Source organism: Parendozoicomonas sp. 209JJ7-1, from assembly GCF_058147085.1.
Genome location: NZ_JBYVJU010000005.1, coordinates 189,698 through 214,957, shown reverse-complemented (window position 1 = coordinate 214,957; position 25,260 = coordinate 189,698). Strand labels below are relative to the sequence as shown.

The 25,260-nt window shown below is 52.3% G+C and carries 21 protein-coding genes and 1 pseudogene; 11 read left to right on the top strand and 11 right to left on the bottom strand.

Annotated features, from left to right (window positions below; genetic code table 11):
* The first annotated feature begins 83 nt into the window (after nucleotides 1-83).
* The 11 genes and pseudogenes from ACY2RQ_RS07170 (at nucleotide 84) to ACY2RQ_RS07120 (ending at nucleotide 12,867) form a co-directional block, all read left to right on the top strand.
* Nucleotides 84-533, top strand: coding sequence for a ferritin-like domain-containing protein (locus ACY2RQ_RS07170; protein WP_490112274.1), 450 nt, complete (start codon nucleotides 84-86; stop codon nucleotides 531-533).
* A 1,267-nt stretch (nucleotides 534-1,800) separates the two neighbouring features.
* Nucleotides 1,801-2,721 carry an AAA family ATPase gene (locus ACY2RQ_RS07165; protein WP_490112305.1) on the top strand — a complete coding sequence of 307 codons (921 nt, stop codon included), beginning with the start codon at nucleotides 1,801-1,803 and terminating at the stop codon, nucleotides 2,719-2,721.
* A gap of 11 nt (nucleotides 2,722-2,732) precedes the next feature.
* Nucleotides 2,733-3,662, top strand: a complete 930-nt coding sequence (locus ACY2RQ_RS07160; protein ID WP_490112273.1) for a DUF58 domain-containing protein — start codon at nucleotides 2,733-2,735, stop codon at nucleotides 3,660-3,662.
* Between the two features lie 2 nt (nucleotides 3,663-3,664).
* Nucleotides 3,665-4,141: a DUF4381 domain-containing protein gene (locus ACY2RQ_RS07155; RefSeq protein ID WP_490112272.1), complete on the top strand. Its 477-nt coding sequence runs from the start codon at nucleotides 3,665-3,667 to the stop codon at nucleotides 4,139-4,141.
* Nucleotides 4,138-5,160, top strand: coding sequence for a vWA domain-containing protein (locus ACY2RQ_RS07150; RefSeq protein WP_490112271.1), 1,023 nt, complete (start codon nucleotides 4,138-4,140; stop codon nucleotides 5,158-5,160). The genes ACY2RQ_RS07155 and ACY2RQ_RS07150 overlap by 4 nt, the downstream gene beginning before the upstream one ends.
* Nucleotides 5,157-7,241, top strand: a complete 2,085-nt coding sequence (locus ACY2RQ_RS07145; RefSeq protein ID WP_490112270.1) for a vWA domain-containing protein — start codon at nucleotides 5,157-5,159, stop codon at nucleotides 7,239-7,241. The genes ACY2RQ_RS07150 and ACY2RQ_RS07145 overlap by 4 nt, the downstream gene beginning before the upstream one ends.
* 16 nt (nucleotides 7,242-7,257) lie before the next feature.
* Nucleotides 7,258-7,866: pseudogene (locus ACY2RQ_RS07140) on the top strand (BatD family protein); the annotation flags it as partial.
* A 39-nt stretch (nucleotides 7,867-7,905) separates the two neighbouring features.
* Entirely contained in the window at nucleotides 7,906-9,027 is a 1,122-nt protein-coding gene (locus ACY2RQ_RS07135) for a hypothetical protein (RefSeq protein WP_490112308.1), read from the top strand.
* Between the two features lie 108 nt (nucleotides 9,028-9,135).
* Nucleotides 9,136-9,660, top strand: coding sequence for an HdeD family acid-resistance protein (locus tag ACY2RQ_RS07130; protein ID WP_490112269.1), 525 nt, complete (start codon nucleotides 9,136-9,138; stop codon nucleotides 9,658-9,660).
* A 179-nt stretch (nucleotides 9,661-9,839) separates the two neighbouring features.
* Nucleotides 9,840-11,231 (top strand): glutamate decarboxylase, encoded by a 1,392-nt coding sequence (gad, locus tag ACY2RQ_RS07125; protein ID WP_490112268.1) that lies wholly within the window; start codon nucleotides 9,840-9,842, stop codon nucleotides 11,229-11,231.
* Nucleotides 11,232-11,388: 157 nt separating this feature from the next.
* Nucleotides 11,389-12,867, top strand: coding sequence for an amino acid permease (locus tag ACY2RQ_RS07120; protein WP_490112267.1), 1,479 nt, complete (start codon nucleotides 11,389-11,391; stop codon nucleotides 12,865-12,867).
* Between the two features lie 111 nt (nucleotides 12,868-12,978).
* Here ACY2RQ_RS07120 and hemN read toward each other — a convergent pair whose 3' ends face one another.
* The 11 genes from hemN to ccoN form a co-directional block, all read right to left on the bottom strand.
* Entirely contained in the window at nucleotides 12,979-14,364 is a 1,386-nt protein-coding gene (gene hemN, locus ACY2RQ_RS07115; protein ID WP_490112266.1) for an oxygen-independent coproporphyrinogen III oxidase, read from the bottom strand.
* A gap of 243 nt (nucleotides 14,365-14,607) precedes the next feature.
* Nucleotides 14,608-16,422: a hypothetical protein gene (locus tag ACY2RQ_RS07110; protein ID WP_490112265.1), complete on the bottom strand. Its 1,815-nt coding sequence runs from the start codon at nucleotides 16,420-16,422 to the stop codon at nucleotides 14,608-14,610.
* A gap of 70 nt (nucleotides 16,423-16,492) precedes the next feature.
* A complete protein-coding gene (locus ACY2RQ_RS07105) occupies nucleotides 16,493-17,293 on the bottom strand; it encodes a sulfite exporter TauE/SafE family protein (protein ID WP_490112264.1) in 801 nt (266 codons plus the stop codon).
* A gap of 6 nt (nucleotides 17,294-17,299) precedes the next feature.
* On the bottom strand, nucleotides 17,300-17,470 hold the full coding sequence (ccoS, locus tag ACY2RQ_RS07100; protein ID WP_490112263.1) for a cbb3-type cytochrome oxidase assembly protein CcoS: 171 nt from the start codon (nucleotides 17,468-17,470) through the stop codon (nucleotides 17,300-17,302).
* The gene (locus ACY2RQ_RS07095) at nucleotides 17,467-19,941 is read right to left on the bottom strand and encodes a heavy metal translocating P-type ATPase (protein ID WP_490112262.1); all 2,475 of its coding nucleotides are present in this window, start codon (nucleotides 19,939-19,941) and stop codon (nucleotides 17,467-17,469) included. Before ACY2RQ_RS07095 ends, ccoS begins: the two co-directional genes overlap by 4 nt.
* A 4-nt stretch (nucleotides 19,942-19,945) precedes the next feature.
* A complete protein-coding gene (locus ACY2RQ_RS07090; protein ID WP_490112261.1) occupies nucleotides 19,946-20,509 on the bottom strand; it encodes a FixH family protein in 564 nt (187 codons plus the stop codon).
* A 10-nt stretch (nucleotides 20,510-20,519) separates the two neighbouring features.
* The gene (gene ccoG, locus ACY2RQ_RS07085) at nucleotides 20,520-21,917 is read right to left on the bottom strand and encodes a cytochrome c oxidase accessory protein CcoG (RefSeq protein ID WP_490112260.1); all 1,398 of its coding nucleotides are present in this window, start codon (nucleotides 21,915-21,917) and stop codon (nucleotides 20,520-20,522) included.
* A gap of 122 nt (nucleotides 21,918-22,039) precedes the next feature.
* Nucleotides 22,040-22,951, bottom strand: a complete 912-nt coding sequence (gene ccoP, locus ACY2RQ_RS07080) for a cytochrome-c oxidase, cbb3-type subunit III (protein ID WP_490112259.1) — start codon at nucleotides 22,949-22,951, stop codon at nucleotides 22,040-22,042.
* Nucleotides 22,944-23,156 carry a cbb3-type cytochrome oxidase subunit 3 gene (locus ACY2RQ_RS07075; RefSeq protein ID WP_490112258.1) on the bottom strand — a complete coding sequence of 71 codons (213 nt, stop codon included), beginning with the start codon at nucleotides 23,154-23,156 and terminating at the stop codon, nucleotides 22,944-22,946. Before ACY2RQ_RS07075 ends, ccoP begins: the two co-directional genes overlap by 8 nt.
* A gap of 11 nt (nucleotides 23,157-23,167) precedes the next feature.
* Entirely contained in the window at nucleotides 23,168-23,776 is a 609-nt protein-coding gene (gene ccoO / locus ACY2RQ_RS07070) for a cytochrome-c oxidase, cbb3-type subunit II (RefSeq protein WP_490112304.1), read from the bottom strand.
* Nucleotides 23,777-23,791: 15 nt separating this feature from the next.
* Nucleotides 23,792-25,213 carry a cytochrome-c oxidase, cbb3-type subunit I gene (gene ccoN / locus ACY2RQ_RS07065; protein ID WP_490112257.1) on the bottom strand — a complete coding sequence of 474 codons (1,422 nt, stop codon included), beginning with the start codon at nucleotides 25,211-25,213 and terminating at the stop codon, nucleotides 23,792-23,794.
* Between the last annotated feature and the right edge of the window lie 47 nt (nucleotides 25,214-25,260).

The following is a 25,260-nucleotide window of genomic DNA, read 5'->3' as shown; positions in this document are numbered from 1 at the left end:
GGTTTTGTTCAAAGGGCCTGGTTTGTTTGGCTGTCTATACTCCGATCGCTTGATGAGGAATTATAAATACAGGAGCATTAACGATGTCCAATAAAGAAGCCCTTGTGGCTAAGCTGAATGAAATACTGGAGCACGAACTGGCCGGTGTTGTGCGCTATACCCATTACTCATTTATGGTGTTTGGTTATAGTCGTATACCTATTGTCGGCTGGCTTCGCAGCGCAGCCAACGAAACCCTTGCCCATGCCCATGAAGCGGGAGAGATGGTGACTCACTTGGGAGAGCATCCGTCCCTTGGGATAGGGGAACTGCTGGAAACTTCCCAGCACGATATTCACGATATTATGCAGGAGTCTCTTGCTTTTGAGCGGAGTGGGGTGGTTCTTTATTATGAGCTTTTGGAGCTGGCTAAGAAGGAGGGTTCCGTTCTTTTGGAGGAGTATGCATTGCGGCTGATTACTGAAGAGGAAACCCATATTGGGGATATTGATAAGATGCTGCGGAAGCCTGGGGATATTGCCAGCGTTGTTTGATGTGTGGGAGTAAAAAGTGACTCTGTCTATTCTTCAATTGTCGTGAGGATAGGCAGTTTGGTTGGCAATTGGCATGTTTCAGGGATCTGAAGCATGCCCCCTGTATTAATGGCCGCCTCTGACGGCCAGGTGGATGCTGTTATGTTATGGGGACTGAAAGCCTATACCGGAAAAAGAGATTTACCATTCTAGTGATTGAATATGCAATGCCCATATGGCTCTGCAATGTCTTCTCCTGGAGGAATGTCTTTAGGATGTACATTCTCCTGATCCCCGATACTTTCACATGATGGTGCCCACAGTGCACCTATAAAATTATCACCACTATCATCGTATACATTGGCACAGTCCCGTCCCCAGTCAGCATTCTTGCACAATTGATATACATGGCCTTTGTTATCTTTTGCACAAACCCAGTTCCAGGGTTGGTGGCATGCATACCATGAATATGACAAGAGAGAATATGATGCTAGCACTCCGAGCAATCCAGCTTTGAAAATGACAGTTTTCATTTACCCACCTGTTTTATTGAATATGAAGCAATAACATTAAAAGCAGGTAGATATTAATCGTTTTTCTTAGGGTATTTTAGGTTCTTAAGTTATTAGAATAGCTTTGGTTTTAAACATCTAGAATAACGCCTGTACCAGCCAGCTAAGCTGATAGGCGATCAAAACAAAAATGGAGAAGAGTCATGAGATTTTCCACTGATTCGCACTCTTATTGCTGAAGTATCTATCTCCATACCAGAGTGTTATTTGTCTGCATCATCAATCAGCAGGGTGAACACTCTTCATCAGAAGGTCATTGTATCCTGCGGCTTTACTGGCACTGGGCGAAGCCTGTAAGGCCATTGCACCTAAGGGCAATGGCTAAGACAGCTGTTCCCGGGGCGAGCCGATAAAGTAGCGAACATCTGTACCTCGAATAGTCCCCAGAACATTCTTAAATACGCCAAGTTTAATTTCTTTTAAAGTTGGCGTAAGGCTCAGGAAAAGTGGCAGGAATAGCATCAGTTATCAGGAAGAAAGAGAGATAAAGAGATCTAACCCGGATATTTCATAAATTGCCCCGACGCGATTTTCGGGGCAATTTATGAAATATCCGGGCTAAACCAAAATTCTTTTTCCAGTGCTGTTATCCCTTTCTGTTCTTATTCACTGAATCATCGGGTATCAAAATGACTCAAGAGACTGTTTTGCGCCAACCCGTACCAGATACCTGCGCCAGCTCTGCCAATACACTGGTCAGTTACCTGCAAAAGCATATGAACGCGCGTATTGTCGGCCAGAAAGACTTTGTCGACCGCCTGCTTCTGGCACTGTTCGCCGATGGTCATATCCTTCTTGAGGGTGCCCCCGGTCTGGCCAAGACCAAGGCCGTCAATGCCCTGGCCGAAACCATTGACTGTGACGCACGACGGATTCAGTTTACCCCGGACCTGCTGCCCAGCGATCTGACTGGTACCAATATCTACCGTCAGGAGCAGCAGAGTTTCGCGTTCCAGAAAGGCCCGCTGTTTAACAGCCTGGTGCTGGCCGACGAGATCAACCGCGCCCCGGCCAAGGTGCAGTCCGCCCTGCTGGAGTCCATGGCCGAGCGGCAGATTTCGGTAGGTGGGGAAACCTACAAGCTGCCCGACCTGTTTATGGTGATGGCCACCCAGAACCCCATTGAGCAGGAAGGCACCTACCCGCTGCCGGAAGCCCAGCTCGACCGCTTCCTGCTGCATGTCAATATCCGGTATCCCAGCGCGGAAGCCGAGCGGGAAATCCTGCGTATTGTTCACGGCGAGGCTCAGGGCGAAGTATCCCGGCCTGAACGCATTATCCGTACCCAGGATATTCTTGCCGCTCGCCAGCAGGCCCTGAAAACCTACTCCTCCGACGCTCTGCTGGAATACATTATCCAGCTGGTGCAGGCGACCCGCCATCCAGAGCGCTACGGCGAGGATATAGCCGGCGCTATCGCCTATGGTGCAAGCCCCCGCAGCACCATCGCCCTGGACCGCTGCTCCCGTGTCCATGCCTGGATGAAGGGCGCGGATTTTGTTACTCCCCAGGATGTTCAGGTGATCGCCCATGACGTGTTACGACACCGTATTCTGCTCAGTTTTGAAGCGGAAGCCGACGGCACCACCGCGGATGACATTATCAGCACCCTGATTGATCGTATCCCGGTTAGTTAAGAGGGCGTCGTATGATTCAGACAGCAGAATATGCGTCGGGCATAGAGATCAGCAAGTCTGCGCTGATCCATGCCCGTCCTCCCAGAAATGTCACTGGGTTCGCGCCCGCTGGCCCGGTGCAGACCCATATGTGGGGCAACAACCTGTCGTTTTTTCTGGGCCAGGGGATGGAGTATGCCGAATCCCGTATCTACCAGCCGGGGGATGATATCAAGAATATCGACTGGTCAGTTACGGCCAGAACCGGCCAGGCTCATACCAAACTGTTTCAGGCAGAGCGTGAGCGGCCAGTTTATATCCTGCTTGACCTCCGTCGTATGATGCAGTTCGGCTCACGGGTTCGGTTCAAGTCTCATCTGGCCGCGGAAATCGCCGCCAAGCTGGCCTGGGTCGCCCATGATGGTGGTGACCGAATTGGCGGAATCCTTCTGACCAGGGGCAGTCTCAACAGTTACCGGGCAGCCCGGACACGGCGTTCGGTGCTGCGTTTTCTGGATGATATTGCCGGGGGCACGGCTATCGATCACCCTGTCGCTGACGAGTCATCTCTGGTTCAGGGGCTGCGCCGGCTGCGCAAGGTGTGTCGCCCCGGAAGTTTGGTTTTCACAATTACTGACTTTCACGATTTTGATACGGAAGCGGAACGGGAATTAAAGCACCTGTCAGCCCACACCCATGTCACCAATATCGCTGTGGTTGATGAGCTGGACAGAGTCCTGCCGGTTTCCGGCGGGCGAATCAGCAACGGCAGCGATCTGGTGTCCCTGAAAGAGCTGCATCCCCGTTTTCTTGAACAGTACAGCGCCGCCTATCAGGAGCGTCGGACACAGCTATACAAACTTTGTCGTCAGAACCGCATGGTGCTGCATCATATCATGACCGGAGAGGATCCGGATTCTCTGCTGAATCCCCGCAACCACAACGGCAGGAGGGCACGCTGAGTATGCCTCTCAGTCCAGATCTTAAGTCTCAGCTCACCGCATTACACGATATCTCACTACCAGAACAGGTGTCATGGTGGCCCTTTGCTCCGGGGTGGTGGGTGCTTATGGCCGTCCTGTTCCTGCTTTCGGTTGGTCTGGTTATTTACCGAAGAAAAGCGGCCAGAAGCCTGAAAGGACTGGCTTTGAAAGAGTTGCATGAACTGTGTAGCCACCAGGCTGACCTCAGCAGTCGCGATCTGGGTGAACGCCTGTCCATACTGCTGCACCGTGTGGTCCTGCAACTTGACGCGGACAAGATCGGTCTGCTCAGCGGCCAGCAGTGGGTGGATTATCTCACCACTGGGGCATATGGCATGCCCGCTGATATTGCCACCTTTATTGCTCAGGCACCCTATCAGCCCACGGAATGTGACAGTTCACCCAGCCATCAAAAAATGCTTGAAGTGACTGAACAGTGGATAAGGAGGCACACATGATAACGTTTCTGTGGCCGCTGGCATTTCTGTTACTGCCGGTTCCCTTTCTGGCCCGTCGACTTCTGCAACCCGTTGACGCGACAACCTCGGGGGCCCTGAAGGTGCCTTTTTTTGATTATTTCAAAAACCACCAGAGTGGCCAGGCAGGACAGAGCCTCTCCCGGGGCTTTCTGCTGCTTGCTTCCCTGATCTGGGCGCTGCTGGTAATCGCCCTGGCGCGACCAGCCTTTGTCGGCCCACAAACGTCGCTGCCCAGCAAAGGGCGGGACCTGATGATGGCGATTGACCTGTCCGGCTCCATGGCTGAACAGGATCTGACCCTGACCGGCCAGCTCGCAACCCGCCTGGAAGTGGTGAAACAGGCCGCGGATGACTTTATTAACCGCCGCAAGGGAGACCGGGTCGGGCTGATCCTGTTTTCTGACCGGGCCTACCTGCAGGCACCTCTGACCTACGACCGCAATGTTGTGCGCAATCTGTTAAACCAGGCCCAGGTCGGGCTGACTGGCCAGAGAACCGCGATTGGTGACGCTGTCGCTGTGGCGATCAAACGGCTGAAAGAGCGCCCGGACGACAGCCGGGTACTGATTCTTCTGACCGACGGGGTTAACAATGACGGTGTTATGAACCCTATCAAGGCCGCGGAACTGGCTAAAAAGCTGGGTATTCGTATCTATACCATCGGTGTTGGTGCCAATGCGGTGGCTGTAAATACGCCCTTTGGCCAGCGGTTGGTCAACCCGTCCCAAGATCTGGATGAAGCGACTCTCAAGCAGATGGCACGCCTGACCGGCGGGCAATACTTTCGGGCCACCGATGTCCAGAAGCTGGCCGCCATCTACCAGGATATCAACAAACTGGAACCAGTCACCGGTGACCCAGTGTATGTACGTCCGGAAATTGCCCTCTACTTCTGGCCCGCAGGTGCGGCACTGCTGCTGATGGCGGTACTGGCAGGTCTGGTCGCTCTACGTGGAGCGGATCAGCGGGGATGGTTCGCCCGGGGGGAAGCGCTATGAACCCAATGATCGATAACTTTCACTTCCTGAGACCGGAATGGCTCTGGGCCCTGATTCCGGCTCTGCTGCTGGTCAGTGTTTCCTGGCGCAAACTTGGCAGCCATTCAGAAGATCAGTGGAACCGTTATATTGACCCGCATCTGCTGCCTTACATGACCCATGCCAGCAGTTCGTCTGATCAGGCGACAAGTTCTTTCCGGCGAGCACTTGGTCTGCTTGTCGGACTTTTAAGCGTCTGCAGTCTGATATTTGCCCTGGCCGGGCCGGTATGGGAAAAGACGTCCACGCCCTCCTATCAGGGAGGAGAGCCGACAGTGGTAGTGCTCAGCCTGGTTCAGTCCATGAACGCTGATGATATTAAACCCAGCCGCCTGAAAAGCGCAATTCACAAACTGCAGGATATTCTTCAGAAAACTCAGGGCGATGACCGGGCGCTGGTGATTTACTCCGATGTTCCTTTTGTCGCCACACCCCTGACCCGTGACCGCCATGTGATTCAGCAGATGTTGCCGGAGCTGTCCACAGGCTTGATGCCGGCACTGGGCGACCGCCTTGACCTGGCTATTAATGAGGCCACGGGCCTTCTGGGCCGGGCCGGATTTCACCGCGGGCGTATTATTGTCCTGACCGACAGCGCCGGCAGTGATCCCAAAGCGGCTGTGGCATCGGCCCGTCAGGCCCGTCAGCTGGGTTATACCCTGTCAGTACTGGCCATCGGCAGCGAGCAGGGCGCTTTCCTGCAAACTGATAGTGGGCGTCTGATCCATCAAAATGGAAAAACCGTCAAGGTCAAGCTGGATAAACTCCGGCTGGAACAGCTGGCCAGAGAGGGTGGTGGCAAGCTGGCACTGATGACGGCGGACGATACCGACCTGGACAGGCTGCTACCCAGGGAACCTTCCCCTCAAGGTCAACAGACCCTGAGTTCCATCAAGGCGGACCGCTGGGTTGACCAGGGTTACTGGCTGCTGATTATTCCGGTACTGCTGCTGCCTTTGCTGTTTCGTCGCGGTCTGGTGTTCGCACTTATGCTCACCCTCAGCGGCTGGATGCTACCCCACGACCAGACGCTGGCGGCCAGCACCGTCGAACAGAAAGCAGAACAGCCAGAGCCTGCGGCAGAAACAGCACTGGAAAATTACTGGCACAACCTCTGGCAAACAGAAGACCAGCAGGGGCAGGACGCTTTTCAGGCCGGCGACTTTGACCGCGCCAAGCGGAAGTTTGCTTCCCCATCCTGGAAAGCGGCCTCTCAATATCGTGCCGGCAACTATCAGGAAGCCGCGAACAGTTATAAGCAACTGGGTGATACCGCGAACGATTACAACCTGGGTAACGCTCTGGCCAGATCGGGTGATCTGGAGGGAGCCCTGGAGGCGTACGACAGTTTCCTTAAGCAGCAGCCGAACAACGCTGATGCCCGTTTTAACCGTGATCTGGTTGCCAAACTGCTCAAGCAGCAACAAAAGAAAAAACAGCAACAAAAAAATAAGCAATCAGGCCAGCAGCAGAACCAGCAGTCCGGTCAGAATGGGCAGCAGAACAAGTCTGGCGATCAACAGAAGCAGCAGTCCGGTCAGAACGGGCAGCAGAACAAGTCTGGCGATCAGCAGAAGCAGCAGTCCGGTCAGAACGGGCAGCAGAACAAGTCTGGCGACCAGCAGAAGCAGCAAGCTGGTCAGAATGGGCAGCAGAACAAGTCTGGCGATCAACAGAAGCAGCAGTCCGGTCAGAACGGGCAGCAGAATAAGTCTGGCGACCAGCAGAAACAGCAGTCCGGTCAGAACGGGCAGCAGAACAAGTCTACTCAGCAACAGACGCCTGAACAGGCGGCAGGTTCCCTGTCAGCAGGTAAGGCGGATAAAGACCAGAACGTCTTCTCCAAATTAATGTCATCAATATTAAAGGGGAATGGTGAGCATAAGCCGAAAGAGAAGGCGTCAGGTTCTCGTTCAGACAAGAAAAAAACTCCCCTGGATCAAGCCACAGAGCAACAATTGCGTCGTGTATCTGATGATCCGACCGGTTTGCTGCGGGCTCGTATTCAGCAGCACTACCTGCAACTGCGGGCAGAGCAATAATTAAGGAGGGCAGAATATGATGTTAAAAAAATTTAAGATGTTATTAGCAGCCGTCCTGTCAGCGCTGCTGTTTGGGCAATCAGCATTGGCAGCGGGGTTGTTAGCCGAAATAAACGCCGATACAGTGAGTGTTGGTGATACATTTCAGTTGACTCTGACCACCGCTGGCCCGGATGCCGAAGCCCCTGACCTGACGCCGCTGGGAGAGAACTTCAAAATACTGGGTACCTCCCAGTCCCTGCGGACCAGTATTATTAATGGACGACGAAGCTCCAGTAAAAGCTGGGTTATTACCCTGACCCCCAAAGCCCAGGGCCAGTTGGTCATGCCGGCGATTTCCGCGGGCAGTGTCAGCAGTCAGCCGCTGGAAATCAAGGCTGTAGCGGCCAGTGACCTTCCCAAGGCAACGGGTCATAGTGGTGTTTCTATCACAGCAGAGGCCAGGCCGGGCAAGCATTATCTCTATCAGGAAATACCGGTTACGGTCAAAATTGATACGGTTGAGCCTATCCGGCAGGCTTCCATTATTGCGCCAGAGAGTAAGGATTTTGAACTGAGTCAGGTGGGGGAAGATAAGAGATCCCAGCAGGTGATTCAGGGAGAAACCCACCAGATCATTACCAGACACTATATTTTACGGCCTCAGAAAAGTGGAAGACTCTCATTGCCCCCTTTTATTCTGCAAGGTGAGGTAGTGACGGATAGACGTCAGCGCTCCGTATTCGATAATTTCCCTTTCTCGTTTCCATCAATGGGTACTTTTGAGGGTTCGCCCTTTCGCGTGAGAACCGATGAGCTTGGTTTTGATATTTATGCTGATCCCCATGGGGGACAAAACAGTTGGTTTTTACCTGCTCAAAAGGTTAAAGTTGAGGCTCACTGGGAGCCTGCTCAACCCACATTTAAGGTTGGAGAACCGGTTACGCGCACAATAAAACTAATCGCTCTGGGCGTTCAGAAAAATCAACTGCCTGCATTGTCGTTTACTAAAACGGATGGAGTAAAGATTTATGTCGACAGCAGTTCAACAGATCAACGGCAAACCAGCCAAGGGACTGTTGCCCTGCGCGAAACTCTTATTTCAGTTGTACCAATCCGTAGTGGCAATATTGTTCTTCCCCCGGTCAGGGTTAACTGGCTGGATACCAGTACCGGGACTCAAAAGGTAGCAATACTGCCCGAAGAAACAATCCATGTTGAAGGGGTTGCTGCACCGGCTGTAGAAGGCAGTCCGGCAATTAGCCAGGCACAGACCCCGGTTCCCGGACAATCACCGGAGGCAGCCCTTGCAAAAATCAAAGACCGGTCAAAGTTTTTCTGGCTGGGGATGGCGCTGGTTCTTCTGATGGTTGCCGGAATAATACTGAAATTCCTTAATTATTTCCGTAAAACCAAGGTTGAAAACAAGCAAAATAAAATGCCGCTGTCTTCTTTTAATACTGCTTTTAATAAAGCGGCATCTATCAGAGAGTGCGATGGAAAAGAAAAACAGCAACAGTTGGAAGATGCCATTCACAGGGGGCAAGCAAAGCCAGTTTATGATGCTTTGCTGGCCTGGCTGAGAAGCTGCGATGATAAAGAAGCGAATGCCATATTCGCTGATGACCTGGCTAACTTGGAGACTTATCTTTTTGCCAGGAAGAATGAAAAGGGGAAATACGAATCAAAAGTACTGAAGGATCATCTTTACCAATACCTCTTGAAGAACAAGAGGAATACGAATCTGGAAACTGGACTTGATCCACTTTACTTCCAGGAACCTGTACACTCTACCGCTCATAATTAGCGGTGTGAATTATTAATTGTTGTGCGTGTTGAGTTGCTCTTGTGAATGTTTTCACTGTGGAAGTAACCTGATTTGAGTTTTTAAATGTTTTTGAATGGGATCTAATAAATGAAAGTTTATAATTATTGGTTGTTGGCGGGTTTTTTGGCTTTCCTGGGTGGATTAATATCTATAATGCATCCGTTTTTTACATCTATGGTTATTGAGCAGGTTCTAGGCGTTGCATTTATACTTTCCAGTTTGATTAGTTTGTTCTCGCAAACTTCTCCCCAGGGAGGAAACAGATTCTGGAGTGTCGCTATGAACTTATTTACTCTTGCCATGGGGGGGTTATTTATTATATATCCCGTACAGGGAGTACTTGCTCTTAGTATGGTTATCACAGCCCTTCTTATGGGGTCTGGTATTGCACAAATCATAATTGCATTAAGCCATCGGGAAAATAAAGCGTTTGGTATCATACTGGTGTCAGGTATTATTTCTATTCTGCTTGCTGTCTCCGTTTTGTCCGGTTATCCAGCAACGACAGAAAGTATTTTGGGTATTATTTTTGCCATTGAATTATTGACCAATGGTCTTGGCTTGATGTCTTACTCGTTTGTTTTGAGAAAACAAATGCATGCGCAGGCTTGATAGAAGCCTTGTCGCAATTAAATTTTTATTTAAAGCAGTGATAGAAAAGCTGGTATTTCTTTAAGGCCAGATGGTCAGTTTTTTCCTGCTTATCGCTTTCCCCCCATAGCCCGGTTATTGATAATGAAAAAAGAATTTTTTCGAAAGCCGGGTTCTATCTTCAATCTGGAGTATATTTCATGCCCTGTCATGATAAAGATACAGTCCGCGATAAAATCAGTGATGATATTTATGCATCAAGCAGCCTGTCTGTGGCCATACCGAAGTATCGTATGCCTGAAAATGAACAGATTGCTGAACATGCCTTTCAGGTGATTCATGATGAACTGATGCTTGATGGCAACTCACGCCAAAACCTTGCCACCTTTTGCCAGACCTGGCTGGACGATAATGTGCATCGCATCATGGATGAATGTATTGATAAAAACATGATCGACAAGGATGAATATCCCCAGACCGCAGAGATTGAAGCACGTTGCGTTCATATGCTGGCTGACCTGTGGAACTCACCGGAAGCCACCAACACCATGGGCTGTTCCACCACAGGCTCCAGCGAAGCGGCCATGCTGGGGGGGCTGGCAATGAAGTGGCGCTGGCGGGAAAAAATGAGAGCCCAGGGTAAGCCAACTGACAAACCAAACCTTGTCACTGGTCCTGTCCAGGTGTGCTGGCATAAATTTGCCCGTTACTGGGATATTGAGCTGCGTGAAATTCCCATGGAAGGCGACCGCCTGCTGATGACCCCGGAAGAGGTGCTCAAGCGCTGCGATGAAAATACTATCGGCGTGGTACCAACCCTGGGCGTGACCTTTACCTGCCAGTATGAACCGGTGCAGGAAGTGTGCGCGGCGCTTGACCGCCTGCAGGAAGAGACCGGCCTGGATATTCCGGTGCATGTGGATGGTGCCAGTGGTGCGTTCCTGGCTCCCTTTGTTGACCCGGACCTGGTCTGGGATTTCCGCCTGCCGCGGGTGAAATCCATCAACGCCTCCGGGCACAAATTCGGTCTGGCACCTCTGGGCGTGGGCTGGATAATCTGGCGTGACAAGATTGACCTGCCCGATGACCTGGTTTTCAATGTCAATTACCTGGGCGGCAATATGCCCACCTTCGCCCTGAACTTCTCCCGCTCCGGCGGCCAGATTATCGCCCAGTACTATAACTTCCTGCGCCTGGGCAAGGAAGGCTATCGTCGTATTCATCAGGCCTGTTATGACACTGCCGCCTATCTGGCTGAGGAAATTGAAAAAATCGGGCTGTTTGATGTGATCTACAAGGGTGAAGGCGGTATTCCCGCTATCAGCTGGTCCCTGAAAGAGGAAGCCAGCAAGAACTTCAACCTCTATGACCTGTCCGACCGAATTCGCAGCCGTGGCTGGCAGATTGCGGCCTACTCCATGCCGAATCGTGAAGACCTGGTGATTATGCGCATTCTGGTACGTCATGGTTTCAGCCGGGATATGGGCAACCTGATGATCAACGACCTTAAGCGTTGTGTTAACTATTTTGAGCGTCATCCTGTTGTTAACCAGAGTAATGAACAGGATTCAGGCAGTTTCAAGCACAGTTAATTGCTTATCCTGAAAATTAATTATTGAAGTTACGCACTCAGGAAGATTTGCAGCTGCGTAACTTCAATGATTCATCATTTCAAATGTCATGTGTGCTGGACACGCGGAATGAGCCATTTTTTTCAATAAAATAAATCCCGAAATACAGGAAAAAATAATGCAAAGCTCCATGGAACTGGGGGATGACAGTCCAGTTAAGCAAGGCTCCAACAAACTGACAGTTATACCGTTGATATTTATTACCGCAGCATTGTTCATGACGTTGCGAAATATGCCGGCGATGGCTGAAACCGGTATGCATATGGTTATATTTAATATCATAACGGTTTTTGCGTTTCTTATTCCGGCAGCGCTGGTGTCAGCTGAGCTTGCAACGGGCTGGCCTTCCAATGGTGTTTATAGCTGGGTCGAGGCTGCATTCGGTAATAAGTTAGGTTTCCTTGCTGTTTGGTTGCAATGGGTGCAGAGTATTTTTGGTGTAACCAGCATTCTGGCTTATGTCGGTGGTTCTTTAGCCTATGTGTTTGCCCCGGAACTTGGTAATAACAAATATTTTATTGCAGTGACTATAATTGCTATCTACTGGCTGGCTACCTTAATGAATTTTAAAGGAGCCAAGAGGTCTGGGATGATCTCCAGTGTTGCTCTTGTCGTGGGTGTGATCACACCAACACTTCTTTTAATTGGAGGCAGTGCCTGGTATCTGTTGCAAGGCAATCCAATACAGGTGGATTATCAATTAACGTCCAGGAATTTCCTGCCATCTTTGACTGATACGAAAGACTTACTGTTATTTTTGAGTTTTGTTTTCGGCTTTGTCGGTATTGAGGTGTCAGCCAGCCATGCAAGAAATGTCGTGAACCCGCAGAGAAATTATCCCATTGCCTTATTTTCTGCGGCGATTATTGGGTTTGTCCTGACTTTGCTGGGAGGGCTGGCCATTGCAGGAGTTGTTCCTGTTGACCAGATTAATTCAATTAATGGTGCAACGCAGGCCTTTTCCATTTTGCTGCATCATTATGAGATGACCTGGGTGATTCCTGTGATTGCCTTTTTAATTGCCATGGGAGCTGCAGGACAGGTCAGCACATGGGTAGTTGGCCCTATTAAAGGTCTGTGGGCAGCGGGTGTTGATGGAAACCTGCCGTCATTTTTCCAAAAAACCAATGACAACGATGTACCTGTCAGATTGCTGCTGGCGCAGGCTACGCTGATTTCTGCAATTGGTCTGATATTTTTAACGACAAGCGACGTCAATGCTGTCTTTTTGATACTGACTTCCATTGCCATAGTGCTTTATGCGCTGATGTACATTCTTATGTTCATGGCGGCGATTCGTTTACGCTATTCACACCCTGAAGTTAAACGTGCTTATAAGGTGCCTGGTGGAACGGCTGGCATGTGGGTGGTCAGCCTCATTGGTGGTATTTGCATCTTTGCATGTCTTTTGATTGGATTTATTCCGCCTGAGCCGAATCCGTGGGGTTTCTGGAATTTTGAAGCTGCGTTGGTGCTGGTTTGTGTTGCTTCTGTGCTAACGGCCTGTTTTTTCCTTAAGAAAAATCGTTCGAGTAAGTTAAAACCCAGCTCGGATATTTCATCTGACTCTGATACTTCCCAAAGTATGGCAGGATGATAGTGTCAATAACTTTGGAAAATCCGGGGTTTCCTAAAATCTAAACAGTCCCTGGCAGAAAATCCAGGTGGTGATACGGTGCCACCTGGATGATTGTTTTTCCCTTATTGATCAGATAATCCTGGAAAAAAGCGGCGTTTTCTGAGCAGAAGGCAGATACTGGTCAAACACCATACAAATATTGCGAATCAATAAACGGCCCCTGGGCAGGATCTGTATATGGTCGTGATCAATAGTCAGTAGCTGATCTTCCGCCATTTTTTTTAAGGCCACCATCTCTTCCGGGAAATGCTCGGTAAAGCGCACTCCCCAGTTGGCTTCCAGCGTATAAAAATTCAGATGAAAATCACAGATCAGTCGGCGGATGATATGAGAGCGCAGTTGGTCTTCGGCATTGCTCTGCATACCTTTGGCGATAGGCAGGCGTCCGGCCTCTATCGCGCTGACATAGCTTTCCATATCCGTATGGTTCTGGGAACAGGTATCGCCTATCTGACTGATGGACGACACACCCATACCAATAAGATCACAGTGCCCGTGGGTGGTGTAGCCCTGGAAGTTGCGGTGCAGATAACCTTCCTCCTGGGCAATGGCCAGGTCGTCGTCCGGCAGGGCAAAGTGATCCATACCAATGTACACATAACCGGCTTCCAGCAAACGCTGGGTGGTGGCTTCCATGATCCGCAGCTTCTCTTCCGGTGTCGGGAGGTCTTCTGAACGGATACGGCGCTGGGGCATAAATCTGTGGGGCAGGTGGGCGTAGTTAAACACCGACAGCCTGTCCGGGCGCAGCTCTATGACTTTGTTCACGGTTTTCATAAAACTGTCGCGGGTCTGCAGGGGCAGGCCGTAGATCAGGTCTATGTTGATGGAGCGGAAACTCATGGCATGGGCCGCGTCCAGCACATTCTCGGTAACCGACCGGGGCTGGATACGGTTAACGGCAGCCTGCACCTTCGGGTCAAAGTCCTGAACCCCCAGGCTGATGCGGTTAAAACCGAGGTTTCTCAAGTGGCCCATCATGCTCCAGTCCACTTCCCGGGGGTCAATCTCCAGGGAATAATCCGCGAACTCTCCGAAGCTCAGGTGAAAGTGTTTGTCTGCGGCTTCCATCAGCTGCTGGATCTGCGCTTCATTCAGGAACGTGGGCGTACCCCCTCCAAGGTGCAGTTGCTCAACCAGGCCCCGGTGGCCAAGCAGTTCGGCGTGCATGGCCATTTCCTGGCACAGTAAATCTACGTAAGGCTGGGCCTGCTCCCTGCGTTTGGTCACAATCTTGTTGCAGCCGCAGTAGTAGCAGACGGTATTGCAGAAGGGGATATGAAAGTACAGCGATAGTGGTTTTCTCTGCTGCCCGCTCAGTTTCTCGGCGCAGTGGAAAGTCTCTGGATTAAACTCACTGTTGAACTGTACGGCTGTAGGGTAAGAGGTGTACCTTGGCCCTGGCCGGTCATATCGTTGAAGTAATCCGGAATCCCAGATCAGTGAGTTAGTCATGGTTATACCCTGCAATCAAAATGCTGCAATGTTGTTTTTGTTGAACACTTTAGATGGTAAATAAAAACAAGTGCCTGCATACAATACTGATTGACAGTCTACTTGTTTGTAGTGGTTTGATGTTGACGTGCATCAATGGCAGGTGGGATTTTCCAGTACGCGGTTAATCTTACCAGTTCTGGCTGCTGGAATATATTAATGTTTTCCAGGCGGATATTCTTTTTCCCATATGGACGCTAGGCGCTATTGGTTGTTCAGGCGAACCGGGAAAACCTGCATATCCGGCCCGTTCTGCCGGGTCGGGGGGAAGGAATGGGTTGAGCAGCTTCTTTTCAGGTATTGGAATATATCTTTCAGGGTCTGGAAAAAGGTGACCCCTTCCGCACTGACTGGTGCCAGCGCGTCTTTAAGGGGCGATTGGTGTGTACTCCGGCAACAGATTGTTGCCATTGACAGGGTTAACAGACTCAGGCTGTAACCGATATTGGCCGGAATTCTGATAATCGGAATTGTGCCATAAACGCCGGTACTCAAGGTGGCGAGGGTTCCTGTGGCCAGCCCCGCAGCGGCGACTGGCCAGGCTGCTCCATTGAATATCAGAGATGTTGTCAGCCCTGCAGCCAGTGTGCCGCTGACGCCCAGTCGCAGCCATGGATTATGGGCAAATCCGAGGGAGTGGTCGGTGATTTTTCTCAGGGTTGCAGGGGGCCATAGCCGGGTAGCCTGTTGCCGGTTGATAGCCAGATAGTATGCCCGCCTATCTTCAATGCTCTGTTCAGCTGCATCGGCTGTCTGTTGCAGGGAGGCCGCGTATGCAGAATCAAACATTCGGGACGCTGTCATCCGGGTCACCCCTGTGGCATGGCGGAGAGTCAGGCGGTGACCGTGGGTTTCTCTGAATTTATGGCTGAAACGGCATTCCGGACAATGAACGACCCGCTCCCGGCACTGATGCCCTGCAACGACATTGGTGTCACAGTTAAAGCAGTGGTGTGTTTCAGCCGGGCAGCTATGCAGGTGAGAGGGTAAATCCTCCAGCTTCAATATCTGTTGGCAGCCGCTGTGGGTGCCCTGCATATCATGGTTTGGACAGCGTATTTTCAGTGACATCTGGCGTTTTCTAAAAGTTGGCTGCTGGCTGTGGATGGCAGGAATATGGGCATCCTGGTCCAGTGGGTCACCACATTGCTGGCAATACTGGTCAAGGACATCCCCGAGAGCTTCATTCAGGCAACCCCGGCAATAGAGGGCGTTGCAGTCCGGGTCGTCCCGGTGCAGGGCAAAGACCGGGTCCCGGGCGCAGCTGTAGTGGCAATCCGGGTAACTGCAGCGCAGTTTCTGGTCAAAATATTCCCGGGACTCTGCATCGGCAGGTTCAACCAGATAAGAACGATCGGGTTTGTCGGATTGCTTAATAGTGATACTGAGCTGGTAACGGTTATCTGTCCGTCTCTGGCTGGACTCTTCCGTTACTGGCGGGCATTTATTTGCATCCCCTGAACTGCCATCACCACGGTTGCCTTTGCGGTGGCCAGAAGTACGATTTGTCTGTACTGAGTCTGATGCCCTGGAACTGTCTGCCTTTTGCTTTGACGGATGCGCTCTTTTTCCGCCTCCTCCCCGGGCCATGGAGATAATTCCAAATGGCAGGACTTTCAGCTGTTGTTCCCCATCGGCAGAGATTGCCTGGTCAAGAATTGCGGGGTAGTGCAGGGATATATCGGGCTGTTCAAGCCGAAAAGTCTCCAGTAACTCTGTGTTTTCAGAGTCTTCCAGAATAAAAAAGCCTTCCACCTGGGTGGCCAGACTTAAAAAAGCCTGTTGCTCATCAGTCAGGTCATTAGTGAGCCGTTTTATCTCTGGGAAATCTGTAACAGAGGAAGTTATCTCGGCTTCAGGCTTTTGTGCTGAGAGCAGCTGGTAGAGAACCAGGGGTGTAAGCTGGTTTTTCAGGGGAAGATCACAATACGTGCCCACAGAAAGTAATAAAAAAGAAGAAAAGAGCAGGCCAGAGAACAGATAAAATAGAATCCTGGAGCGGTGTGGCCTGTCCTTCAAAGTTGTACTCCCGCATTCTTAATTTGAAGCAAAGAGGCGGGAGTATGGATCAGATAAAAGATTTTTCCTGTTAATGGCCCATTTGAGAGTGATCCATTGCCGAGTGATCGACAGGAGCTTTGTCCATATTTTCATGATCCATCTGCCCGCCATGCATCTGATGGGGCTGGCCGGAGAAGTCCAGCTTCATCATTACCCACATCTGGTGGGGGCCGGGAATGGTCCACAGACCGAAAAGGATAACCAGAATACCGGCGGCGGAACGGAACACCTTGCTTTGCAGCAGGGCCATCATTTGTCGGGCTAACAGCCCTGTGGCCAGCAGAACCGGCAGTGTGCCCAGGCCAAAGGCCAGCATTAAAGAGGCTGATTGAACGGCGCTGGTACTGGCGGCAGCCCAGATCAGTGTACTGTACACCAGCCCACAGGGCAGCCAGCCCCAGACCGCGCCAACACCTATAGCTTTCACCGGACTGTCGATGGGCAGCATGGCTGATGCCCTGGGCTGAATTCTGCGCCAGAGCTTATGGCCAATCTGTTCCAGGGCTGTTAATCCACGCCACCATCCAGCCAGATACAGGCCCATGCACACCAGCATAATGCCGGCCAGCACTCTGAGCGCGACGCTGAATTCCTTGCTGAAGCCACCAAGGAACCAGCCCAGGGTGCCCATTAAAAAGCCGATCAGGGTGTAACTGAAAATACGGCCAATATTGTAACCCAGCAGTATGCCCAGGCTGTTCAGGCTCCAGCGGTTGTCGGCACGGCCAAGGCTGAGGGCGGACATAATGCCTCCACACATGCCTACGCAGTGGCCGCCCCCAAGCAGGCCAAGTAAAAACGCTGCGGAGAGACTCAGTGATTCAGTCATAAATAATTAAGAGTCCTTATGGTTCTTTTTAAAGGTCGGTGGGTCATCAAAAAGAATGCTGTGGGCCGGCCCCTCCAGATCATCAAACTGGCCGTTATCCACGGCCCAGAAAAAGATGACAACAGCGACCACAATCAGGATAACCGCCAGTGGAATCAGAATATAAAGACTGGTCATGGTGTTACCTCCTGTACAGGCTCTTGTGCAAGCTCCTGTGATGGCCGGGGAACGGTTGCTTTCGATGTATCTGCACCGGACAGTCGCAGAGCATTGCCAACAACCACCAGTGAGCTGAGGGACATGCCGATCACCGCCATCCAGGGCGCCAGCCAGCCGGACGCTGCCAGAGGCAACACTAAAAGGTTATACCCCAGAGCCCAGCCCATATTCTGACGAATAATGGCGCGGGTTCTGGAAGACTGATCGATGGCTTCCGGCAGTCTTTGCAGGTCACCCGCCAGCAACAGTGCATCGGCATGGGTACGGGCCAGATCGGATGCGGTATTCATGGCTATGGACAGATCCGCCGCCGCGAGGACCGGAATATCATTGATACCATCGCCGATCATCAACACTCGTGCGCCCTGGTTTTGCAACTGGCGCACATGTTCCAGCTTGTCGTCCGGTGTCGCCTGTCCACGGCCTTCCGTGATGCCAAGTTCACCGGCCACACGGTTAACCACCCCCTGGCTGTCACCGCTGAGCAGTTCAACATGCAGTCCCCGTTTGTGGAGATCTGCAACAACCGTTTTCGCTTCGGAGCGGATGGTATCATCCAGGCCAAACCAGGCCAGTGGCATTTTGTCGCGGCTCAGCAGCAGCCACTGACCGTCGTTATCGGGTGATGAAATGGCCGTGTCCGGACTGGCAAAGGATGCTTTACCTATACGCCAGATCTGTCCTCGAATAACCCCTTCCAGCCCTTCGCCGGTGATATTGCGAATATCTTCAGCGGTTGTCGCTGTTGAAGGGAAAGCCCGGGCTATCGGATGTTCCGAATGGGCTTCCAGGGCCGCGGCAAAGTCGGCCAACTGCGCTTTGGAATAATCGCCATTCAAAATACGAATATCCCGCAGGGAGAGTTCACCTTTGGTCAGTGTGCCGGTTTTATCGAATACCACATGGGTAATCTGGGGCAGACCTTCCAGTACTCGGCTGCGGCTGATAAGCAGTCCCCGTGACTGAAGAAAGCCGGTGACCGCCGTTAATGCTGTGGGTGTGGCCAGTGATAAAGCACAGGGGCAGGTGGCCACCAGAACGGAAAGCACAATCCACATGGCACTATCGGGTGCATGCTGCAGCCAGTAACCATACACGACGGCAGCTGAAAGTAGCACGGCGCAGACAAAAATACCGGCTACCCTGTCCGCCTGCCTGGCAATAGCGGGTTTATCCCCCTGGGCCTGTTCCAAAAGTCTGGAAATGGCCGAGAGACGGGTGTTCTGGCCGGTACGGGTAACGGTAATATCCAGGGTGTTTTCAGTATTAATTGTTCCCGCAGTGACAGCGCTTCCCGGCAGCTTTGTTACGGGGAGATGTTCCCCGGTTAATGTGGCTTCATCCACGCTGCTCTGGCCGGCAATCACTGTCCCGTCCGCGGGAATACTGTCCCCGGGCAGTATGCGAATACTGTCATGCACCTGAAGGTCACCGGGAGCAACCCGTTCCGTTTCCCCAGACGCTTTAATGCGCAGACAGCTTTCCGGCAGTAGCTGGTTCAGGCTGCGGGAGGTGCGGCTGGTGCGATGGCGGGCCCGCATTTCCAGATAGCGTCCAGCCAGGAGGAAGAAGGTAAACATGCTGACGGAATCGAAATAGACTTCCCCAGTTCCCTGCCAGGTTCCCCAGAGACTGGCCAGATAAGCCCCGCCTATAGCAATGGAAACAGGGACATCCATACCTGGATGACGGTTTTTCAGATCACGCCAGGCGGCGGAAAAGAACGGACGGGCAGCATAAAAGACAACAGGTGTCGCTACCAGGGCGCTGACCCAGCGCAGCAGGTCTCTGTACTGGGCTTCCATATCCTGCATGGCCCCGGCATACAAAGCCACGGCATACATCATCACCTGCATGGTGCCGATACCGGCTATGGCCAGACGACGGATAAACTGTTTGTTCTCTTTTTCCAGAAGAGCCGTCTGCTGCTCCTGGCGCCAGGGGTGGGCCCGGTAGCCGATAGCGACCACGGCCAGCATCAGCTCGCTGATTTTTGTCTGTTCCGGGTTCCAGATGATGGTGGCTGTATGCTGGCTGAGATTCACGGTGACACTGTCCACCCCTTCAAGGGCAGACAGATGGTGCTCCAGCAGCCAGATACAGGCAGAACAGGTAATACCTTCAATCAGCAGCCGTGATTCACGACGGTTGTCTGATGACGAGTCTGAAGGCAGCTCCCGGGTAAAGGCGGCCTGCAGGTCGTCCCGGTCGTACAGTTCATACTCGGCTTTCAGTACCGAGCTGACATCCGCCTGCTGGGCCGGTTCGGTTCGGTAACGGTAGTAGTTGTCGAGGCCGCCGGCGCTGATGGCTGTCGCAACAGCCTGGCATCCGGGGCAGCACATGGAACGTTCTTCCCCATCAATGGTGGCATGAAAATGTACCGAGCCATTGATGGGCAGGTGGCAGTGGAAACAGCTCTCTCCCATCGACTTACTCTTTAGAAGCTTTGGTTGCTGACAACTCGATGATTTCTCCTGGCTGGAAACTGGCTTCCCGGTTAATACGCCAGCCACTGATGTAACCCTGTTCAGGCACTATTTCATCCAGGGTTTCCAACTGCAGGTAATGGCGTCCTTCAGGAATAGTTGCCAGCTGGCCCCGGTACAGGGTCTCACTGGAAGGGGTCTGAATCAGGGCAACAATCTGGTTCTCTTTACCTTTGGCGGCAGGATTCAGACGCAGACGCAGCTGCTGGGGCCAGCTCTCAGGTGTTCCGGACATGCGGACCTGCAGTCTGTTGGCTTCAGGTTGAATGGTCAGGCTGGCGGCCATATTCCTATCCCGGGCGCGACGGTCACGGCTAAGATCCTGATTAATGGCTTTACCCACTTTGTAATAGTCATCCACCACCACATCGTCGGCGTTTTTAATAGACACCACCAGCTGAAAGGTGCCCCAGATCACGGTTACGGCAATGACCCCGACGATATACCAGGCCCAGGGTTCCTGGTGCCAGCGGGTAAAGGGTTCTTTGGATTCTGTGGTCAGGTTCATGGACTCTTCCTCATGGAGCGCTGCTTGGCGACAGGAATCGACTTTCCGCGGTGGCTGATAAACCGTCAGGGGCAGCGCTGGTCACATGGAAAGTGATAGTAGTATTAGCCCCGGCTAACTGTGCAGGGGGAACTGACAGACGCAGGGGCAGGCTGGTGGGCTGGCCCGGTTCGGCCGTGACCCGGGTGGTGCCGTGAAGAGTGGCACCGTTAAGGCCGGAGAAAGAGATGTTAAATGTCTCCGGTTGCTGGCTTTTATTTACCAGTTTCAGGGTGTAAATATTTTCAATATCACCGTTATTGTTGGTGATATAGAGGCTCTGGCGATCCCTGAGCACTTCCAGTTCAACAAGCGTCCGTGTGGCAAGGGTGTAGACAAACATGCCGGATATTAAACACAGAGCGACAAAATAACCAACCAGGCGTGGGCGCAGCAGATGTGCTTTCTGCCCTTCGATGGCGTTTTCACTGGTGTAGGAAATCAGATTCTTTTCGTAACCCATCTTATCCATAATGCCGTTACAGGCATCGACACAGGCGCCACAGCTGATGCACTCGTACTGCAGGCCATCGCGGATATCAATGCCGGTGGGGCAGACATGGACACAAAGCTGGCAGTCGATACAGTCACCAAGTCCGACGTCTTTCGGGTTTGCGCTGCGTTTGCGGGGGCCACGGGTTTCGCCACGGGTGTTGTCGTAATGAACTGTCAGGGTGTCTTTGTCGTACATAACACTCTGGAAGCGGGCATAGGGGCACATATAGATACACACCTGTTCCCGCAGCCAGCCGGCATTACCATAGGTGGCGAGAGTAAAGAAACCCACCCAGAACACCGACCAGGGCCCGGCATTGAAATTCAGCAGGTCGGAGATCAGTTCCCGAATCGGGGTAAAGTAACCGGCAAAGGTAATGGCTACAGCCAGACTGATAGCCAGCCAGATCAGATGTTTGACCAGTTTGCGCAGGAATTTCTCTGCACTCATGGGGGCCTTATCCAGGCGCATACGTTTGTTGCGGTCACCTTCTGTGATCTTCTCTGCCCACATAAATACCCAGGTAAATACGCTCTGGGGGCAGGTGTAGCCACACCAGACACGACCGGCCAGAACAGTCAGGAAGAACAGGCCGAAGGCACAGATAATCAGCATCCAGGACAGCAGGATAAAGTCCTGGGGGAGAAAGGTGAAATTGAAAATATGAAACTGTCGTGTAGGAAGATCCCAGAGTATGGCCTGTCGATCTCCCCAGTTTAGCCAGACGGTGCCGAAGTAAATGATAAATAAAAGGCTTCCACCGTATATTCGCAGGTTACGGTAAAAGCCGGCAAAAGCACGGGTATAGATTTTCTCCTGGCTCTGGTAGAGGTTGACCGTTTCAATAATGTCCGGTTCGTTGCGCTGGCTCATGGCTTTGCCTTTCGCTGCCAGGGGTTCAATAGCCCTGAATAAAAATTTAAAACTTGGAGTGGGTGGAGCAAAAACGGGTGTTCAAAGTACAGACAGCCCTTACAGGGCTGTCTGTGTCGTGCTTACTTCTGCTCAGAGTCCTCTTGGGACAGGCTGTAAACATAAGCGGATACAAGGTGGACTTTCTCTTTGCCGAGCACATCTTTCCAGGCCGGCATTACGCCGTTTCTGCCTTTGCGGATGGTGTATTCCACCTGGGCCTGGCTGCTGCCATAGAGCCAGGTGTTGTCGGTCAGGTTGGGTGCACCGAACATCTTGTTGCCTTTGCCGTCCTGGCCGTGGCACAGGGCACAGGAGGCGATAAATGCATCTTTACCGGCTGCCAGGGACTCTTTAGAGGCTTTTACTTCCAGACCACTAAGGCTGCGCACATAGGAGGCAACATTACGGACACCTTTCTCACCCAGAATCGGACCCCAGGCGGGCATCTGGCCACTGCGGCCATCCATAACCGTGGTTTCGATGTCAGCGGCGCTGCCGCCCCACAGCCAGGCATGGTCAGTCAGGTTGGGGAAGCCAAAGGTACCGCCAGCATCACTGCCGTGACACAGGGCGCAGTTGTTCAGGAAGATACGCTTACCCATAGCCAGGGCTTTGGGGTTTTCCTGCAGCTCCTCAATGCTCTTCGCAGCGTACTGCTCGAACAGGGGCTGGAACTGACGGGCGTGTTTTTCCTGATCGGCTTTCAGTTCGCCAACGGATGTCCAGCCCAGAATGCCGTCAAACCTGCTGGGCCAGATGCCGGGATAAAGCACCAGGTACACAGCAGAGAACAGCAAAGTACCGATAAACAGCCCGATCCACCACATGGGCATGGGGTTGTCGTACTCACTGATACCGTCGAACTCATGGCCCACGGTTTCTTCGGTGGACTCTTTACGCTGGATTTTCCAGGTGGAAAACAGCACGAAGATAATTAAGCCCAGGCAGGCCAGGGTCAGCAGCAGAACCCAATCACTCCAAAAATCAGACATGTGCTGACTCCTTCTTGTTATTGCTGGCTACGCTAGTGCTGTTGTTATGGGCAGCAGCCAGAGGCTCGTCCTGAAAAGGCAGGTTAGCGGCCTCATCAAAGTCTTTACGTTTACGGTCGCTGTAGGCCCAGAGGGTGATGCCGATAAATGCCAGCATACACAGGGCGGTAGCCAGACCACGCAGGGTGTTGATATCCAGTTCCATAGTCACCGTCCTCAGCGCTTTTCGGTCAGCACGGTGCCGAGATTCTGCAGATAAGCGACCAGGGCATCCATTTCAGTTTTTCCCCGCACGGCATCAGTGGCACCGGCGATATCTTCATCGGTATAAGGCACGCCGAGAGTCCGCAGAGCTTCCAGCTTATTGGGCGTTACGGTGCTATCCACCAGGTTTTCATTCAGGTGGGGGTAGGCCGGCATAATGGAAGCGGGCACCACATCCTGAGGTTTGTACAGGTGAGCGCGGTGCCATTCGTCGGAGTAACGACCGCCCACACGGGCCAGGTCAGGACCGGTACGCTTGGAACCCCACAGGAACGGGTAGTCGTATACAGACTCACCGGCGACGGAGTAGTGGCCATAGCGTTCCACTTCTGCACGCAGGGGGCGAATCATCTGAGAGTGACAGCCAACGCAGCCTTCCTTGATGTAAACGTCACGGCCTTCCAGTTGCAGTGCGGTATACGGCTTCAGTCCTTCAACAGGCTCAGTGGTCTGCTTGAGGTTGAACAGGGGGACGATCTCTACCAGTGCGCCAAAGCTGATGGCGAACAGAACCAGGACGATCATCAGGCCGATGTTTTTTTCTACTATTTCGTGTTTCAGCATGTTGTTATTCCCTTACGCCATTTTCGCGGCAGCAGTCATCTCTTCGGGCTTGGATACCCGAACGGTCTGCCAGACGTTGTAAAGCATGACGAACATACCGGTGACGAAGAAGCCACCACCAATCAGACGAACGATGTAACCGGTAGAACTGGCCTGTACAGATTCAATAAAGCTGTATTGAAGAGTGCCGTCAGCGTTGGTTGCCTGCCACATCAGACCCTGGGTAATACCGTTTACCCACAGGGCAACGATGTACAAAACCGTACCGATAGTGGCCAGCCAGAAGTGAGTGTTAATCAGGCTGGTGCTGTACATGCCGTCACGGGCAAAGACTTTCGGAATCAGGTGGTAAAGGGCACCGATGGTGACCATGGCTACCCAGCCGAGAGCGCCGGAGTGTACATGGCCGATGGTCCAGTCAGTGTAATGAGAGAGAGCATTCACTGTCTTGATCGCCATCATCGGGCCTTCAAAGGTAGACATGCCGTAGAAGGACAGGGATACCACAAGGAACCGCAGGATCGGGTCAGTGCGTAGTTTGTGCCAAGCGCCGGAGAGGGTCATAACACCGTTGATCATGCCGCCCCAGGAAGGTGCCAGCAGAATCAGGGACATCACCATACCCAGGCTTTGGGCCCAGTCGGGCAGAGCTGTGTAGTGCAGGTGGTGGGGACCGGCCCAGATGTAGATGGCGATCAGTGCCCAGAAGTGCACGATGGACAGGCGATAGGAGTAAACCGGACGCTCAGCCTGCTTGGGCACGAAGTAGTACATAATGCCCAGGAAACCGGCGGTCAGGAAGAAGCCTACAGCGTTATGGCCGTACCACCACTGGATCATCGCATCCATAGCGCCTGCGTAGGCGGAATAGGACTTGAAGGCGGTCACCGGGATTTCCGCGTTGTTAACGATATGCAGAACGGCAACGGTGAGAATGAAAGCGCCGAAGAACCAGTTAGCCACATAAATGTGCTTGGTCTTGCGCTTCATGATGGTGCCGAAGAAGACGATGGCATACACCACCCAGACCACAGTGATAAGAATATCAATGGGCCATTCCAGTTCGGCGTACTCTTTGGAGGAGGTGAAGCCCATCGGCAGGGTGATGGCCGCAAGCACGATCACCAGGTTCCATCCCCAGAAGGTGAAGGACGCCAGGGCATCAGACACGAGGCGCGCCTGGCAGGTACGCTGTACGACGTAGTAAGAGGTCGCGAACAGGGCGGAACCACCGAAAGCGAAAATTACTGCATTGGTATGAAGAGGCCTCAGGCGACCGAAGGTCAGGTAAGGTTCAAAATTCAGTTCAGGCCAGACCATTTGCGCGGCTATAAATACCCCGACGCTCATTCCGACAATCCCCCAAATCACCGTCATTACGGCAAACTGGCGAACCACTTTGTAGTTGTAATGTGTGTCCGTTGCGTTGCTCATCTCGCGATCCACGATTGCGGTTATACGTATAAACCGACGCAAGTATG

What these genes read in the sequence shown, in the direction of transcription:
- ACY2RQ_RS07075 (WP_490112258.1), bottom strand. Translation starts at nt 23,156, where the DNA reads ATGGAACTGGATATCAACACCCTGCGTGGTCTGGCTACCGCCCTGTGT.
- ACY2RQ_RS07130 (WP_490112269.1), top strand. Translation starts at nt 9,136, where the DNA reads ATGAAAGTTTATAATTATTGGTTGTTGGCGGGTTTTTTGGCTTTCCTG.
- ACY2RQ_RS07105 (WP_490112264.1), bottom strand. Translation starts at nt 17,293, where the DNA reads ATGACTGAATCACTGAGTCTCTCCGCAGCGTTTTTACTTGGCCTGCTT.
- ACY2RQ_RS07095 (WP_490112262.1), bottom strand. Translation starts at nt 19,941, where the DNA reads ATGGGAGAGAGCTGTTTCCACTGCCACCTGCCCATCAATGGCTCGGTA.
- ccoG (WP_490112260.1), bottom strand. Translation starts at nt 21,917, where the DNA reads ATGAGCCAGCGCAACGAACCGGACATTATTGAAACGGTCAACCTCTAC.
- ccoN (WP_490112257.1), bottom strand. Translation starts at nt 25,213, where the DNA reads ATGAGCAACGCAACGGACACACATTACAACTACAAAGTGGTTCGCCAG.
- ACY2RQ_RS07120 (WP_490112267.1), top strand. Translation starts at nt 11,389, where the DNA reads ATGCAAAGCTCCATGGAACTGGGGGATGACAGTCCAGTTAAGCAAGGC.
- ACY2RQ_RS07145 (WP_490112270.1), top strand. Translation starts at nt 5,157, where the DNA reads ATGAACCCAATGATCGATAACTTTCACTTCCTGAGACCGGAATGGCTC.
- ACY2RQ_RS07150 (WP_490112271.1), top strand. Translation starts at nt 4,138, where the DNA reads ATGATAACGTTTCTGTGGCCGCTGGCATTTCTGTTACTGCCGGTTCCC.
- hemN (WP_490112266.1), bottom strand. Translation starts at nt 14,364, where the DNA reads ATGACTAACTCACTGATCTGGGATTCCGGATTACTTCAACGATATGAC.
- ccoS (WP_490112263.1), bottom strand. Translation starts at nt 17,470, where the DNA reads ATGACCAGTCTTTATATTCTGATTCCACTGGCGGTTATCCTGATTGTG.
- gad (WP_490112268.1), top strand. Translation starts at nt 9,840, where the DNA reads ATGCCCTGTCATGATAAAGATACAGTCCGCGATAAAATCAGTGATGAT.
- ACY2RQ_RS07170 (WP_490112274.1), top strand. Translation starts at nt 84, where the DNA reads ATGTCCAATAAAGAAGCCCTTGTGGCTAAGCTGAATGAAATACTGGAG.
- ACY2RQ_RS07160 (WP_490112273.1), top strand. Translation starts at nt 2,733, where the DNA reads ATGATTCAGACAGCAGAATATGCGTCGGGCATAGAGATCAGCAAGTCT.
- ACY2RQ_RS07165 (WP_490112305.1), top strand. Translation starts at nt 1,801, where the DNA reads ATGAACGCGCGTATTGTCGGCCAGAAAGACTTTGTCGACCGCCTGCTT.
- ccoP (WP_490112259.1), bottom strand. Translation starts at nt 22,951, where the DNA reads ATGTCTGATTTTTGGAGTGATTGGGTTCTGCTGCTGACCCTGGCCTGC.
- ACY2RQ_RS07155 (WP_490112272.1), top strand. Translation starts at nt 3,665, where the DNA reads ATGCCTCTCAGTCCAGATCTTAAGTCTCAGCTCACCGCATTACACGAT.
- ACY2RQ_RS07090 (WP_490112261.1), bottom strand. Translation starts at nt 20,509, where the DNA reads ATGAACCTGACCACAGAATCCAAAGAACCCTTTACCCGCTGGCACCAG.